The sequence below is a fragment of the Lysinibacillus sp. K60 genome (assembly GCF_019731275.1).
Classification (GTDB): Bacteria; Bacillota; Bacilli; order Bacillales_A; family Planococcaceae; genus Lysinibacillus; species Lysinibacillus capsici.
This window is the reverse complement of sequence record NZ_JAASJR010000002.1, coordinates 60,559-74,313: the sequence shown is the minus strand read 5'-3', so window position 1 is coordinate 74,313 and position 13,755 is coordinate 60,559. Positions and strand designations below refer to the sequence as shown.

Genomic DNA, 13,755 nt, shown 5'->3' with positions numbered 1-13,755 from the left:
CTTCTTTATGTTTGTTGGGGATACTCATATCCAAAATGTTCGTAGGCTAAATGAGTCGCTACTCTTCCTCTCGGGGTACGTTGAATAAGGCCAATTTGCATCAAATAAGGCTCGTAAACATCTTCTATCGTAACCCGTTCCTCACCAATTGATGCAGCAAGAGTATCTAAGCCTACTGGGCCTCCTCGGAATCGCTCAATCATATTGGTTACAAGTTTATGGTCAATATGATCAAGCCCTCTAGGATCTACTTGTAACAGCTCTAGTGCTTGCTGTGCAAGACCCTCCGTAATCATACCATCTCCAAGCACTTGTGCATAATCTCGCACTCGTTTCAATAAACGATTGGCAATTCGAGGTGTTCCACGTGAGCGTCTCGCCATTTCCATTGCTGCTACTTGCTCTATTTCTACCTCAAATAAATGTGCACTTCTCACAACAATTTCAGCAAGTGATTGGTCATCATAATATTCTAGGCGCAGCAACACACCAAAGCGATCTCTTAGAGGAGCAGATAGGGCACCCGCTCTTGTTGTTGCACCTACAAGGGTAAAGGGAGGTAAATCAAGTCGTACAGAACGTGCTTCAGGACCTTTTCCTACCACAATATCTAAGCAGAAGTCTTCCATTGCTGGATATAGTACTTCTTCAATAGCACGGGGCAGGCGATGAATTTCATCAATAAATAAAACGTCTCCAGGCTCTAGTGAACTTAGAATAGCTGCCAAATCTCCTGGACGCTCAATCGCAGGGCCACTTGTCATGCGTACGTTAACATTCATCTCATTTGCGATGACAGCAGCTAGGGTCGTTTTACCAAGTCCTGGAGGTCCATATAACAACACATGATCTAAACTTTCTTGGCGAAGCTTTGCCGCTTCAATGAATATTTGTAAGTTTTCCTTTACTTTATGTTGCCCAATATACTGGGCTAATTTTTGAGGACGTAAAGATAACTCAAACTGCTCATCATAGCTGCCTGCTTCACTTGCCATCATACGTTCAGACATGCACCTTTCCTCCTTTCCTTATTTTAATTTTAGCAGTAGTTGCAATGCTTGTTTCATAAAGGCATCTGTCGTTTCAAGTTTATCGTTATCCTCTAGCTGTGGTTTAATTTTTTCTAGCTCTTTTTCAGAATAGCCAAGTGCCATTAAGGCAAGTAAGGCCTCTTCTAATTCGTGTTTATATGCATTCACACCAAACAAAGGTAACTCATCTTCTGCACTAGGTAACTCCAGTGTATCTAATAATGAACCAAGTTTGCCCTTCAAGTCGAGGATCATTTGACGTGCTGTTTTCTTACCAACTCCAGGGAATTTCACTAAAAACGCTTCATCCTCTCGTTCAATTGCGCTAATAACCTGTTGTGGATTACCTGTAGCTAAAATCGCTAAAGCGCCCTTTGGTCCTATTCCTGAAACTAAAATAAGCTTACGGAATAACTCACGCTGATCTAGATTAGGGAAGCCATATAAAACTTGTGCATCCTCTCGTACATGCAAATGAACATATATCTGTTGTTCAAGGGCAGATGTTCGAAAAGCAAATGGATTGGGCGTATTAAGTTGCCACCCAATCCCCTGTTGTTCCAGCACAATAAATTCAGGTGTAATACGAGTAATTTGTCCTTTTAAATAATCATACATCTATAATCCCTCACAATCATCGTCTTCGATTATAGCATATAGCGAACGAATGCTCGACAAAAAGTAGCGTCGAAACGCCGTTCGCAGACAAAAATGACCGCCAGTTGACGGTCATTTCTTGACAAATCTATCAATATCGTACCACAGTTTTGGCCAATAGGTGAGGGCTCGTTTTGTAAACGGTACTAAATAATCTAAAAATACTAGCTGTTGCTCTAGTGGTAAATCTATAGCAAACAGCCATTCTCGTAATAACTCATTCGGATATTTTAAGCGATGAAGCTTTCTTTTATCCAGTCGTTTCAGCTCAGGTAACTCTGCAAAAATCTTTCCAAGATCATAATCTACAGCAGGTAACACACGATGTAACCATAAAATATACTCGTCATCCGCTTCACCAAGGTGTGCTAAATCAAAATCAATTAAACGTAATTGTCCATCGGAGCACCATAAAAAATTATGATGAACTACATCCCCATGCAATAGCGTAATCTCTTTTTCAGGTGCATCTTCCAATGCAATCAATTGTAATGACTTATCACTATAATGCAGTATTTGATCAATTTCTTCTTTCGTTAAAAATGTTCGAAACTCATTTCTTCTACTTTTAAAACGCATATGACGCATTTGCCATTTTAAAAGCTGTGAGTAGGTATGCAAGCCTGGCATGCGCTGCCAAGCAATCTTTTTATGTGTATCATGTAAAGCGATTAATAGTCTAAGAGATTCCTTACGATCTTTTTTATGCGCAAAGTTAGCACCGTGGCTTCCTTCTTGCCACATTTGCACAATTAACTGCTCATCATCGCTCTGAACTAATGGTAGGATCAAAGAAGGTTCCATACGTCCCAATTGGCGATGAATGGTTCTTACCTTCTCTGCAATTTCCACTTGCTTTGCACGTTTGACAAAATAATTTTTCGATCGATACTTATATTTCCAAATATTTGGCTTTACTTCTTCTACAATATATGCTTTTTCACCATCGATAAGGCGTCATCCCGCCTGGGAAATAATGCGGTGACATCCAAGGACCTGTTGCTGATGGGCATGGTGGTGGCGGGCAATGACAAGGGTCCATTTGCCAATTTGGCATCATCATTGGTTGTGTGCCACAGCCACAAGATTGACCCATGTTCATATCAGGCATCATCATTGGTTGTGTGCCACAACCACAGGATTGACCCATGTTCATATCAGGCATCATCATTGGTTGTGTGCCACAACCACAGGATTGCCCCATATTCATATCAGGCATCATATCCATTTGTGGCTTCATTTGGTGATCTTGCGTATGGAAGAATGGTGATGTGGACTCTAAAAAGTCTTCCATTCCACCAACTTTATGATCTGGCATGTCATAGGACATTGGCTGCTGTGGCATCGTATAATGCTCGACCTGCGGCTGCATTGGCATCGGCCACCACATCTGATGATAGATCGGCTGATGGCAACTTGAACAATGTGGTACGGCAGGCATTTGTGGCATGATATGCATTGGTGGATGTGGTGCTGGTTGTGGCATTGGCTTCGGTTTAGCTACAGGTGGTGGTGGTGGTGGCGGTGTAGGTGCTGGCGGCGGTGGTGGCTGTATTTGTACAGGTGGTATTGTAACATTTTGCTCCATTTGTGGCATCACCAATTGCTGGTGCCAATTCATTTCCACAGGCTGCGGTACCCACATCGGCTGTTGTGGCATCTGCATTGGCATTGGCATCGGTATTGGTATCGGTATCATTTGTGGTTCTGGCATTGGCATAGGTGGTGGCGGTACAATTGGCGGTGGTGGTGGCATTGGTCGCTGTACCTCTTTTTTAGGACTTTCCTTTGGTGTCTCCTTATGCACTTGTGTTTCCTTTTTCGGCATTTCTTTATGTGAATCTCTATGCGGCTCTTTGTTTATTTTTTCAGGCAATATAATTTCCATGCCTGGAACAATATAATCTGGGTTGGCAAGATGGACATTGAGCCGCTTCAAATCTTCAAACGAAATGCCGTACTCTTTCGCAATCTTCCACAATGTATCTCCCTTTTGAACAATATGAATACGCAATTTTTTCCTCCCTTCCTCTCTACGTATCATATGTTCAATGTTTCATTTGGATACAAAAATTTCAGCAAGTTAGAAAAGCTTCATGGTACACTAATTCATAAGGAATACGGATTCCTTTATTACGAGCAGGGGTGATCTCTTATGAAAAAAATGTTAGGCGAAGAACGCCGACTGCAACTATTAGCGCAATTAAAAAAAAATAAAGCACCTATAACTGGGACAGACTTAGCTAAGTTCGCCAATGTTTCTAGACAAGTAATCGTCAATGATATGACTTTATTAAAGGCAAGAAATGAGCCTATTATTGCTACAAGCCAGGGCTATCTTTATATGCATCAAGAACAAATACAGCAAACCGTTGAACGAACATTCCCTTGCTTGCATACATCAGAGCAGACAGAAGATGAATTAATGACGATTGTAGACTGTGGCGGAACCGTCAAAAATGTCATTGTTGAACATCCGATATATGGTGAACTGACAGCCTCAATCATGGTATCCAACCGCCATGAAGTGAAACAATTTATCGAACGTGTGAATGCAACACAGGCCAATTATTTATCTGCTCTCACTGGTGGCATTCATTTACATGTCATCACAGCACCCTCTGTTGAAGTTTTAACATTAATTGAGCGAGCTTTACAAAAAAAGGGTTACTTAGTGACAGATCAATGAATAGCAAAAGCACCGTCTGAAAATTAATTTCAAACGGTGCTTTCTGTTTTTAAGGCAGGTATTGTGTCGTAAGCACGGGTATTTCTCTTCTCTCCGCAACTATTGCTCCCTTAAAGGCGGCAATTTCCCTATCAGGATAGAAATCTTTGTCGTTGCTCGGGCGTAGGCAATAAGCATTCACTTTTTTTCCCAAACAAACGATAGCGTTGCTTTGCAAATAATCGATATAATGCATTGCGAATAAATGGTGGTACAAGGATGAAGGCATAGAAACAAGGCCACAATCCATCAAATTTACGGCAAATGTTTAACGCAGCGGTAGATTCAACAGACACTTTCCCTTGTTCAATAAGAATTACACTATCTATATTCTTTGGAATATGATATTGAGTGAGGAGCGATTGACCAACCTCGCTTTGCAGCGATGCAAATTGAAAATAGCCCGCTTGATCATGTTTGATGATAAATTGAACAGTGCTATCACAAAAATTACAGACACCATCGAATAAAATAATCCCCCCCATCTTCTTTCCTCCTCCTTCACATTACTATGCTTCGTCTGATGTTACATAAGTAAAATAGGTACCTAGAGATTTTACTTTGCAACCTAGCGCAGCTAATTCTTCCATTGCCCCACGCATCATCGGTTCCTTTTCATCTGCTAATACATCAATCATAAAGAAATAATCACCTAATCCTGTTTTTAATGGACGTGATTCAATTTTACTTAAATTTAGCTGACGCCATGCAAAAACAGAAAGCACCTGATGTAATGCACCTGAACGATCTGTTGGTAAGGTAATCATAAATGTTGTTTTTGCTTGCCCATCTGATAGCTCTTGTGGCAATCGTTTATTTTGCTTAGATAGTACATAGAATCGTGTATGATTAAAATGAAAATCATGGATATTCTGCTCCACTATTTCAAGACCATACTTTTCCGCTGCGGCTGCATTACCAACTGCCGCTATACACTCTTGTGGATTCTCTGATACATATTTCGCTGCTGCTGCAGTTGAAGTTGTTTGATGTAATGGTACATGACTAAAACGATAAAATAAATATTTATGACATTGAGCTAGTGCATGCGGATGAGAAAAAACACCTTCGATTGACTGCCAATCATCCTTCTGCGCTTTATTGACCATTAAATGCTGCTGAATTTTCAGTAATAACTCTCCAGTTACATAAAGTGTTGCCTCATGGAATAAGTAATCTAATGTTAATGATACAGAGCCCTCTAGCGCATTTTCTAGCGGCACGACAGCTAAATCTACCTTTCCCTCTGCAACAGCCTCTATACATTCTGGAATCGTGGCACACGGTACAAGCCACTCATTTGGAAAAGTAGCTTTTGTTGCTAAGTATGTAAATGATGCTTCTGGTCCTAGATAGGCGATTCGATTTTCCCATTGTTGCTTTGTCATTGCATTTACCTCCTTTATGGCACAATAAGGAGCAGTCCCTCGTGATGAATAACGCTTGGGACAGCTCCTTATTTGAGCTTTGTTATCGTATCTTTACCCATTGGGGTTATTCAACACGATGTTTGTCATTTTGTCAAAAATTAAAGGATTGAACACTCTCTGTGTTTATAATGCTCCAGAACTAATCACTTCCGCTGATTCCACAAAATCTAAGCGTTTTAATTGCTGGATAAGATCATCAAGATCACAGGTCATGCTTGTTACATCTAATGACAATGTAACATTCGCACGTCCCTGAATAGGGATTGTTTGATGAATCGTTAAGACATTACAATGTGTAATTGTCACCGTTTCTAAAAGCTTGGCAAGTGTTCCTTTTCTATCTTGAAGCTGTAAAAAGACTGTTAAAATGCGTTCCTGCACAATTGAATGAAAAGGAAAAACCGCATCACGATATTTGTAAAACGCACTTCGCGATAAATCCACCTGCTTTACCGCATCCCAAATGGAAGATACTGAACCACTTGACAGTAAGTGTTTCGCCTCCAAAGTTTTTTGCATTGCATCCGTTAAAACATCCTCACGAACTAAATAATATCGCTGATTCGCAACATTCTTCATACGCTTCCCCCTAAAACTCATGTCTTAATCGACAAATTCAAATTCAAACTCTTGTAGGCGTACTGTATCGCCATCCTGTGCTCCACGTTCACGCAGAGCCTCGTCCACACCCATTGCACGCAATTGACGAGCAAAACGACGTATACCATCTTCACGGCTAAAGTCCGTCATTTTAAATAAACGCTCAATTGCATAGCCACTAATAATAAATGTACCGTCATCGTCACGAGTGATTTCGAAATCTTCACCTTTCGCCTCATGCTTGTACATGACAGTTGCGTCTGATTGTTCCTCAACTTCATCATACAGTGGGAATTCAGGCGTAACTTCTAAGAGATCCGCAATAGCAAACAACAGTTCTTTTAACCCTTGACGTGAGACAGCAGAAATCGGGAAAATTTGAACGTCTTCCCCTACCTTTTGGCGGAATGCTGTTAAGTTTTCCTCTGCATCAGGCATATCCATTTTATTGGCTACGATAATCTGTGGACGCTCTGTTAAACGAAGATTATATTGTTTTAACTCATCATTAATTGTTAAATAATCTTCATATGGATCGCGACCTTCCATCCCTGACATATCAATCACATGGACAATAACGCGTGTACGTTCAATATGTCGTAAAAATTGGTGGCCTAATCCTACCCCTTCATGAGCCCCTTCAATTAGCCCTGGTAAATCTGCCATTGCAAAGCTTCGATGATCATCCGTTTCAATCATGCCTAAATTCGGTACAATTGTCGTGAAATGATAAGCACCGATTTTTGGCTTAGCCGCGGAAACAACAGATAAAAGTGTTGATTTACCAACACTTGGGAAACCAACTAATCCTACATCTGCTAAAACTTTTAACTCTAATATAACATTTAATTCTTGTCCTGGCTCACCTTTTTCAGAAAGTTCTGGCGCTGGGTTGGCAGGAGTAGCAAATCGAGAATTACCACGTCCACCGCGTCCTGCTTTTGCAATAACTGCTCGTTGCCCATGCTCGACTAAGTCAGCAATAACGGCATTTGTTTCTTCATTCATAACCACTGTACCTGGTGGAACTTTAACAATTAAATCTTCCGCATTTTTACCGTGCATGCCTTTACTCATACCATGCTCGCCACGCGGTGCTTTAAAATGACGTTTATAGCGGAAATCCATTAATGTACGTAAGCCTTCCTCTACTTCAAATACGACATTACCGCCATGTCCACCATCTCCACCAGCTGGACCACCGTTCGGTACATATTTTTCTCGACGAAAGGCAACCATACCATCTCCGCCGTCGCCACCTTTAACATAAATCTTTACGTGATCGACAAACATTTAGTTCACTCCCTATTTGCACTCAAGACATATTGCCAGCGCGTATTTGTCTGCTCAATTGTTTGAATGTCGAATTGTTTCAAACCTTTTTCGGTGAATGCATCAGCACTCCATAACCCATTTAGCGTGAATGTCACGGCAAATGTATGATCGTCAACACGTACATCAAGCGTTAGGATCTGCTCTGTAAATGGATCTAATGTATCATAAACATGCATAACTGTTTTGTTTAAATAATCTACAACTCCCTGATCAATATCATTGGTCACAGGCTTTTTTATCTCACCGCTTAGCTTCCATGCTAATGATGGGTAACGCCATCCTGCTGTTTGAAGCCATTCAATTGTTTGTGGTAATTGTAGTCGATTGAGGATAGAAAACACTCGTAATTGTTCTGAATAATGTTGAATAAGTTTTTTCGATTCCTCGATTCTACCTAAATCTAAATTCATGCGAATCAGTTGCAGTTGATTCACATAATCATGATTTGCAAAACGTAATACTTCACTAATGGTTAGTGATTGATTGTTCATCCCATTCACTCCAATAAAGTTATCCTTACTAGTATAACAAGTTTTGCTGTATTTTTCCCTTAATTCTTTAATCAATTATACCTTGGTGTCATTGCGTCCAAAATTGGCTTTTTTGAAATTTAGCCAAAAAAAGGACTGCAATAAATGCAGTCCTCCGCTTTATGTTATCTTATAAAAGATTAAGCTTCTTGTGTTGTTGGATAAACAGATACTTGTTTGCGATCGCGACCTAAACGTTCGAATTTAACAACGCCATCAACTTTAGCAAATAGTGTATCGTCACCACCACGACCTACGTTTGTACCTGGGTAAATTTTTGTACCGCGTTGACGGTAAAGAATTGAACCACCAGTTACGAATTGGCCATCAGCACGTTTTGCACCAAGTCGTTTAGACTCAGAGTCACGTCCGTTTTTAGTAGAACCTACCCCTTTTTTCGATGCAAAAAGTTGAAGGTCTAATGCTAATAATAATTTCATCGAGTTCCACCTCCTACTTGGTTGTAGTTGATTTGGATGTATTGTCCGTAATTTTGCACCATAGAATACACTTGGGCAGTCATTACTTGAACAATTAACTGTAGTTTTGCATCTACTTCAGGCTCTAAGTCTGATGGTAAATCTACCTTGAGATAGCCTCCACCTTCAGCAGCTTGTTCGATTTCTGGCTGAATTTGTAATAATGCATAAATAGCATTAACTGTACCAATCGCTATAGTTGATGCTCCTGCACATACTAAATCCTTACCAGATTCATCATAACCAGCATGTCCTGAAAATTCGAATGCTGACACATGTCTATTTTCATCGTGATGAATCGTAACTTGTATCATTCTCTATACCTCACAATTAAGCGTTGATTGCTTCAACAACTAATTTTGTGTAAGGTTGACGGTGACCTTGTTTACGACGGTAGTTCTTTTTAGCTTTCAATTTGAAAACAACGATTTTTTTCGCACGGCCTTCTTTAACAACTTTAGCTGTTACAGTAGCGCCTTCTACGAATGGAGCGCCAACTTTAACGTTTTCGCCACCTACGAATAAAACTTTATCAAAAGTTACAACCTCATCAGCTTCTACGCCTAATTTTTCAACATAGATTTCTTGACCAGCTTCTACCTTGACTTGTTTACCACCAGTTTCAATAATTGCGTACATTTTACTGCACCTCCTCTTAGACTCAGACTCGCCTGTTTCATAAGGTGATCTTACTAGACACTTAAACCTTTACAGAGCGGTTGTAGTAGCACGGGTGCTACAAACAATAACATTAAAATATTACCACACGATTTTTTTTAAGTCAATCTATTCATAACATATTTTTCAAAAGCAACTCGATATTTTCGATAACGCCATTCTTTCAACACTTGCAACCAAATGAATAAATTTATGATGGCTAAAAAAATAGATTGTGGCAAGAACTTGAAAGTGACAAGTAATAGTATAGTAGCTACGATGAATGATAACCAATAATATAGCTCTATCACGTGAGCTCTTGGATATTTTAAAAATAGGCAGGCTAACAATATCCTTCCACCATCTAACGGTATGATGGGTACAATATTTACAGCCAATAACACGAGTTGTACATTTATAAGCTTAGTAGCGAGTAAATCAGGCATAAAAAAAGCGAGGCCAATCCCAATAATCGTAGCGATTGGCCCTCCTAATGCAATCCATAGGAGTGACGAAGCTTGCACAACCGCTGGATTTTCAAATTGAATTTCTCCCCCGTATGGTGTAATTACGCAGGATTTCACCTTCACTCCACACATTACTGCCGCAACTAAGTGACCAGCCTCATGCCACAGTAATGAAAATAGAATGATCGCGTAATAGGCTAACTGGCCACTAAAAATCATGACAAATACGAGAGGGATACACAAAAGATGTAATTTAATCTTCATTTGTCTCCGTCGTTTCAAGCCATTGTACAATTTGCTCTAAATCATAATGGGCATCTCCCTTTTCGATGGACACATAAAGTTGACCCGCTTCTTTCATGCCAATTAAATCATTTGCTTGAATAGATGTGTATGGTAGTTGAGCTAAACTATCTAACATACCATAGGAAACGGTTGTACCATCTTCATAGCTGATGGTCATGGTCTTACCTGTGTATTTTGTATGGCCAGTAAAAACGACTAATCCATTCTGACCAGCATAGATAGGTAAGCCAACATCATACTGCAATAGATAGCCTTCTTTAAATACTTGGGCATTCGCAAATGTTAAAAGATCTGCTTGCCCTACATCACTAGAAACCATGATGGTCTCTTTTTCTTTTTCGAACCAGCTTTGTCCGAGCTCACTTAAATACGTTAAATCAGCAGAGGTAGTAACAAGCTTCCGAACAGGTGTATCCACTACACCCTGATCCTCTAAACGAATAACAAGCATGATCGCCGCCACAAGAAGTATCGTGACGAACCATTTCCATTTTTTAAACAAGCCCTCATCCTTTTTTCCTCACTATATGTGATTGCATGTCCAAACATGCACAACAAAAAACCTTCCCGTACTATTGCACGAAAAGGTTTTAATTTATTTTGAGAAAAGGGCTTTAAGTTTTGAAAACATCCCTCTTTGCTCATCTTGAATAGCCATTAAAGGCACTGATTCACCAAGAATACGACGGGCAATATTTCGATAGCCTAATGACGCTTTATTTGAGGGATCCATTACAATTGGTTCACCTTTATTAGAAGATGAGATGACGCCTTCACTGTCTATAATAATGCCTAATAAATCAATAGATAAATGAGTTGTAATTTCATTGACATCCAGTGTATCACCGCTCTTCATCATATGTTGTCGAATACGATTAATGATGAGTTTAGGTGCTGTGATCTCTTCCTGCTCCAGTAAACCAATAATACGATCTGCATCACGAACAGCAGAAATTTCAGGTGTTGTGACAACAATCGCATGATCTGCACCAGCAACAGCGTTACGGTAGCCTTGCTCAATTCCCGCTGGGCAATCGATTAATACATAATCATAGTCTCTTTTCAATTCCTCTACTAAGCTCTTCATTTGCTCAGGGGTAACAGCGTTTTTATCTGTTGTTTGAGCAGCAGGTAATAAAAATAGTTTCTCATCTACGCGTTTATCCTTAATCAATGCTTGATGAATTTTACAGCGTCCCTCCACCACATCAACTAGGTCATAAATAATACGATTTTCAAGGCCTAAAATCACATCTAAATTACGTAGGCCAATATCTGTATCCACTAAACATACTTTTTTACCTTGTAGAGCCAATGCAGTCCCAAGGTTAGCCGTTGTCGTTGTTTTACCGACACCGCCTTTACCTGAAGTTATGACGATCGCTTCTCCCACACTAGCTTCCTCCCTTAGACACATTTAACAATGGTCGAATATTTTTTAAGGCATGAATTTGATCGTACGTAATGCGTCCATCGTAGCCAATAAATGCACAAGTCATTTCTACTTGATTTATCGCTTTTACATGTTCATCTGACATTACCTGAACTTGATCGGCAATCATGATATGCGTGGCTTCAAATCGAGATGCTGCAATGATTGCTTCTTTATTACCTTGCATACCAGCATGTGCAATCCCTTTAAGTCTACCTAGGACATATACATTACCTCCAGCCTCAACACGACCGTTTGGATTGACATTTCCTATGATGGTAATATCCCCAGATGAACGCAGAATTTGTCCTGATCTGACCACTCCTATATATGTATCTTGTTGGCTTTCAAACATCTTCTGGTTGCTTTCGTGGACAGTCAGTACTTCACTTTGCACCTTTGATACAATAAGCTGCTCCGTTTCTTCTATAATTTTTATAAGTTCATTTAATTGTTCTTCAGTACAGTATCGATAGCCTAAGTATAATTGTACATCAACTTTACCATCGATACCGCCCTCTAAAACCTTATTCTTTAATTCTTCCACTAGTTCACCATACGCACATTGGTCGTCTAGGCGTAGTACAAAACCGTCCTTCGTTCCCTTCATATTAACTAACTGTTTTTTCATGAATGCCTCACCTCACGTTGTTCTTTGTTAAGAAACCTCACGTGCTCTCTGTAAGACACGCGCATTAATTAGATACTTGAAGGCCCACCCAAGAATCATTAAAAATAAAGCATTCGCAATGATTGTTGGTAGTAGTCGTGAACGTAAGAAATCCGCTAAAGGAATTGCTGTAAAATCGATTAGGAAAAAGAATTGATAGAGAATAAATTCTAAAATCGCTACTAGTACAACTGAAATTGTAGTTGTTACAACTAAGTGCTGATGTATAACTTTCACGATAGACCCTGCCAAAAAACATATAAGTGGATAAAGTACTGAATATAATCCAATAATATCAATGTAAAACACATCATACAAGACACCAAAAAAAAGTCCATACATTACCGCTCGTTGACGGCTGTAATAGATGGATATAAAAATAAGGTATAAGATTAAAAAACGCGGTACCAGAAAATAGACTTCCCCTTTAATTTCAATAGGGGAAAGCATAGCAAATTCTGGTTCTAAAAGGAATAGTAAAACCGCTACAGAGGGAATGAGAAATCGAACCATCACTCCGCCTCCTCTTCACTCGCCTCTTGCGGATTCGATAAATCCTCATTCGTTGCATTGCCATCTGAACCATCAATACTTGTGGATGTTCGCTTTGCAATCACAACATGCTCTAAAATTGAAAAATCAGCAGATGGTTTGACATACGCCATTTTTGTTAAACCATGATCATCTGTACTAACTTCCATAATTTCTCCTATCGGCACTCCCTTAGGGAAAATACCACCAAGACCTGAAGAAACTACTTGCTCGCCTTCTTTCACCTTCATGCTAGAATCGATTCGCTTCATAATGAGTTCATTACGTTCTTCATCAAAGCCCTCGATTAAACCGTATGCTTCTTTTTCTCCTAGCACCATCGCGGAAACACGATAGTTTGGATTATTTGTATTTAAAAGCTCTACCTCAGATGTGAAAGGTGTAACTAGGGTAATTTTCCCCACTAACCCTTTCGCCGTCATAACTGCCATGTTTTTTTTGACTCCATGAGAAGACCCTTTATCTAAAATAATTTTCTCTTCCCACTGGTCAGGATTTCTAGCAATCACTGTTGCTTGAATTGGATTAAATGCCTTTAAGCTCTCAGTTTTATCCAAAAGCTCTCGAAGCTTGTTATTCTCTGATTTTAAATCCGTAGCCTCAGCTTGTACAACTGCAAAATCTTCTAAGCGTGCTTTCAAACGTTTATTTTCTTCGTACGTGTTTAAGAGGGAGTCAATACTATTAAAAACACCATTAATATAATTCGCCGGCTTCGCAACGAGCGATTGTGCGAAACCGACAGTATCTTTAATAATTTGCTCTGGTAAAGTTGCATTCGTCCGATCACGTAATGAGAAGCTAATCAATGCCACAAGAAAAACCATGCCTATGAGCAGCAAAATTACTTTCTTATTGAAAAAAAAGTGTGGCATTGCCTA

Annotated in this window: 19 protein-coding genes and 1 other annotated feature; of the genes, 1 reads left to right on the top strand and 18 read right to left on the bottom strand. The window is 39.7% G+C overall.

The genetic code is table 11. The annotated features are described in order from the left end of the window. Positions 1-5: 5 nt before the first annotated feature. From ruvB to HCH28_RS25300, 4 genes are all read right to left on the bottom strand, one after another. Positions 6-1,010, bottom strand: coding sequence for a Holliday junction branch migration DNA helicase RuvB (gene ruvB / locus HCH28_RS04145; protein WP_221679907.1), 1,005 nt, complete (start codon positions 1,008-1,010; stop codon positions 6-8). Between the two features lie 18 nt (positions 1,011-1,028). Then, positions 1,029-1,649, bottom strand: a complete 621-nt coding sequence (ruvA, locus tag HCH28_RS04140; RefSeq protein ID WP_004226690.1) for a Holliday junction branch migration protein RuvA — start codon at positions 1,647-1,649, stop codon at positions 1,029-1,031. A gap of 111 nt (positions 1,650-1,760) precedes the next feature. Continuing rightward, positions 1,761-2,594: a phosphotransferase gene (locus HCH28_RS04135; protein ID WP_221680410.1), complete on the bottom strand. Its 834-nt coding sequence runs from the start codon at positions 2,592-2,594 to the stop codon at positions 1,761-1,763. A 34-nt stretch (positions 2,595-2,628) separates the two neighbouring features. Further along, on the bottom strand, positions 2,629-3,702 hold the full coding sequence (locus HCH28_RS25300; RefSeq protein WP_221679905.1) for a LysM peptidoglycan-binding domain-containing protein: 1,074 nt from the start codon (positions 3,700-3,702) through the stop codon (positions 2,629-2,631). A gap of 141 nt (positions 3,703-3,843) precedes the next feature. Here HCH28_RS25300 and HCH28_RS04125 point away from each other — a divergent pair, with 141 nt between their 5' ends. Continuing rightward, the gene (locus HCH28_RS04125) at positions 3,844-4,377 is read left to right on the top strand and encodes a transcription repressor NadR (RefSeq protein WP_036075810.1); all 534 of its coding nucleotides are present in this window, start codon (positions 3,844-3,846) and stop codon (positions 4,375-4,377) included. A 131-nt stretch (positions 4,378-4,508) separates the two neighbouring features. On the opposite strand, the gene HCH28_RS04120 is transcribed toward HCH28_RS04125, so the two are convergent. From HCH28_RS04120 to mreC, 14 genes are all read right to left on the bottom strand, one after another. Further along, positions 4,509-4,901 carry a thiol-disulfide oxidoreductase DCC family protein gene (locus HCH28_RS04120; RefSeq protein WP_221679903.1) on the bottom strand — a complete coding sequence of 131 codons (393 nt, stop codon included), beginning with the start codon at positions 4,899-4,901 and terminating at the stop codon, positions 4,509-4,511. Between the two features lie 24 nt (positions 4,902-4,925). Then, positions 4,926-5,804, bottom strand: coding sequence for a prephenate dehydratase (gene pheA, locus HCH28_RS04115; protein WP_004226680.1), 879 nt, complete (start codon positions 5,802-5,804; stop codon positions 4,926-4,928). Between the two features lie 165 nt (positions 5,805-5,969). Beyond that, complete coding sequence (locus HCH28_RS04110) at positions 5,970-6,425, bottom strand: ACT domain-containing protein (RefSeq protein WP_004226679.1); 456 nt, start codon at positions 6,423-6,425, stop codon at positions 5,970-5,972. Between the two features lie 24 nt (positions 6,426-6,449). Beyond that, positions 6,450-7,739: a GTPase ObgE gene (obgE, locus tag HCH28_RS04105; protein WP_036119237.1), complete on the bottom strand. Its 1,290-nt coding sequence runs from the start codon at positions 7,737-7,739 to the stop codon at positions 6,450-6,452. 5 nt (positions 7,740-7,744) lie between these two features. Continuing rightward, on the bottom strand, positions 7,745-8,272 hold the full coding sequence (locus HCH28_RS04100) for a Spo0B domain-containing protein (protein WP_221679901.1): 528 nt from the start codon (positions 8,270-8,272) through the stop codon (positions 7,745-7,747). Positions 8,273-8,451: 179 nt separating this feature from the next. Then, the gene (rpmA, locus tag HCH28_RS04095; protein WP_016991892.1) at positions 8,452-8,751 is read right to left on the bottom strand and encodes a 50S ribosomal protein L27; all 300 of its coding nucleotides are present in this window, start codon (positions 8,749-8,751) and stop codon (positions 8,452-8,454) included. Then, entirely contained in the window at positions 8,748-9,104 is a 357-nt protein-coding gene (locus tag HCH28_RS04090) for a ribosomal-processing cysteine protease Prp (RefSeq protein WP_004226670.1), read from the bottom strand. The genes rpmA and HCH28_RS04090 overlap by 4 nt, the downstream gene beginning before the upstream one ends. Positions 9,105-9,120: 16 nt before the next feature. Then, positions 9,121-9,429: a 50S ribosomal protein L21 gene (gene rplU / locus HCH28_RS04085; RefSeq protein ID WP_004226667.1), complete on the bottom strand. Its 309-nt coding sequence runs from the start codon at positions 9,427-9,429 to the stop codon at positions 9,121-9,123. Between the two features lie 14 nt (positions 9,430-9,443). Next, positions 9,444-9,521 (bottom strand) — a sequence feature (ribosomal protein L21 leader region). A 45-nt stretch (positions 9,522-9,566) separates the two neighbouring features. Continuing rightward, a complete protein-coding gene (locus tag HCH28_RS04080; protein ID WP_221679899.1) occupies positions 9,567-10,178 on the bottom strand; it encodes a zinc metalloprotease in 612 nt (203 codons plus the stop codon). Next, positions 10,168-10,722 (bottom strand): peptidoglycan DD-metalloendopeptidase family protein, encoded by a 555-nt coding sequence (locus tag HCH28_RS04075; RefSeq protein WP_016991889.1) that lies wholly within the window; start codon positions 10,720-10,722, stop codon positions 10,168-10,170. The genes HCH28_RS04080 and HCH28_RS04075 overlap by 11 nt, the downstream gene beginning before the upstream one ends. Before the next feature lie 93 nt (positions 10,723-10,815). Continuing rightward, positions 10,816-11,613: a septum site-determining protein MinD gene (minD, locus tag HCH28_RS04070; RefSeq protein ID WP_004226660.1), complete on the bottom strand. Its 798-nt coding sequence runs from the start codon at positions 11,611-11,613 to the stop codon at positions 10,816-10,818. A 1-nt stretch (position 11,614) separates the two neighbouring features. Next, positions 11,615-12,283 (bottom strand): septum site-determining protein MinC, encoded by a 669-nt coding sequence (gene minC, locus HCH28_RS04065; protein WP_004226657.1) that lies wholly within the window; start codon positions 12,281-12,283, stop codon positions 11,615-11,617. A gap of 27 nt (positions 12,284-12,310) precedes the next feature. Further along, positions 12,311-12,835 (bottom strand): rod shape-determining protein MreD, encoded by a 525-nt coding sequence (mreD, locus tag HCH28_RS04060; protein ID WP_004226656.1) that lies wholly within the window; start codon positions 12,833-12,835, stop codon positions 12,311-12,313. Next, complete coding sequence (gene mreC, locus HCH28_RS04055) at positions 12,835-13,749, bottom strand: rod shape-determining protein MreC (protein ID WP_004226655.1); 915 nt, start codon at positions 13,747-13,749, stop codon at positions 12,835-12,837. Before mreC ends, mreD begins: the two co-directional genes overlap by 1 nt. Between the last annotated feature and the right edge of the window lie 6 nt (positions 13,750-13,755).

Bases quoted from the DNA above. Each gene is read 5' to 3' on its own strand.
- obgE (WP_036119237.1), bottom strand. From the start codon at position 7,739: ATGTTTGTCGATCACGTAAAGATTTATGTTAAAGGTGGCGACGGCGGA.
- ruvA (WP_004226690.1), bottom strand. From the start codon at position 1,649: ATGTATGATTATTTAAAAGGACAAATTACTCGTATTACACCTGAATTT.
- ruvB (WP_221679907.1), bottom strand. From the start codon at position 1,010: ATGTCTGAACGTATGATGGCAAGTGAAGCAGGCAGCTATGATGAGCAG.
- HCH28_RS04120 (WP_221679903.1), bottom strand. From the start codon at position 4,901: ATGGGGGGGATTATTTTATTCGATGGTGTCTGTAATTTTTGTGATAGC.
- HCH28_RS04090 (WP_004226670.1), bottom strand. From the start codon at position 9,104: ATGATACAAGTTACGATTCATCACGATGAAAATAGACATGTGTCAGCA.
- HCH28_RS04110 (WP_004226679.1), bottom strand. From the start codon at position 6,425: ATGAAGAATGTTGCGAATCAGCGATATTATTTAGTTCGTGAGGATGTT.
- minC (WP_004226657.1), bottom strand. From the start codon at position 12,283: ATGAAAAAACAGTTAGTTAATATGAAGGGAACGAAGGACGGTTTTGTA.
- rpmA (WP_016991892.1), bottom strand. From the start codon at position 8,751: ATGAAATTATTATTAGCATTAGACCTTCAACTTTTTGCATCGAAAAAA.
- mreD (WP_004226656.1), bottom strand. From the start codon at position 12,835: ATGGTTCGATTTCTCATTCCCTCTGTAGCGGTTTTACTATTCCTTTTA.
- HCH28_RS04125 (WP_036075810.1), top strand. From the start codon at position 3,844: ATGAAAAAAATGTTAGGCGAAGAACGCCGACTGCAACTATTAGCGCAA.
- rplU (WP_004226667.1), bottom strand. From the start codon at position 9,429: ATGTACGCAATTATTGAAACTGGTGGTAAACAAGTCAAGGTAGAAGCT.
- pheA (WP_004226680.1), bottom strand. From the start codon at position 5,804: ATGACAAAGCAACAATGGGAAAATCGAATCGCCTATCTAGGACCAGAA.
- mreC (WP_004226655.1), bottom strand. From the start codon at position 13,749: ATGCCACACTTTTTTTTCAATAAGAAAGTAATTTTGCTGCTCATAGGC.
- HCH28_RS04100 (WP_221679901.1), bottom strand. From the start codon at position 8,272: ATGAACAATCAATCACTAACCATTAGTGAAGTATTACGTTTTGCAAAT.
- HCH28_RS04080 (WP_221679899.1), bottom strand. From the start codon at position 10,178: ATGAAGATTAAATTACATCTTTTGTGTATCCCTCTCGTATTTGTCATG.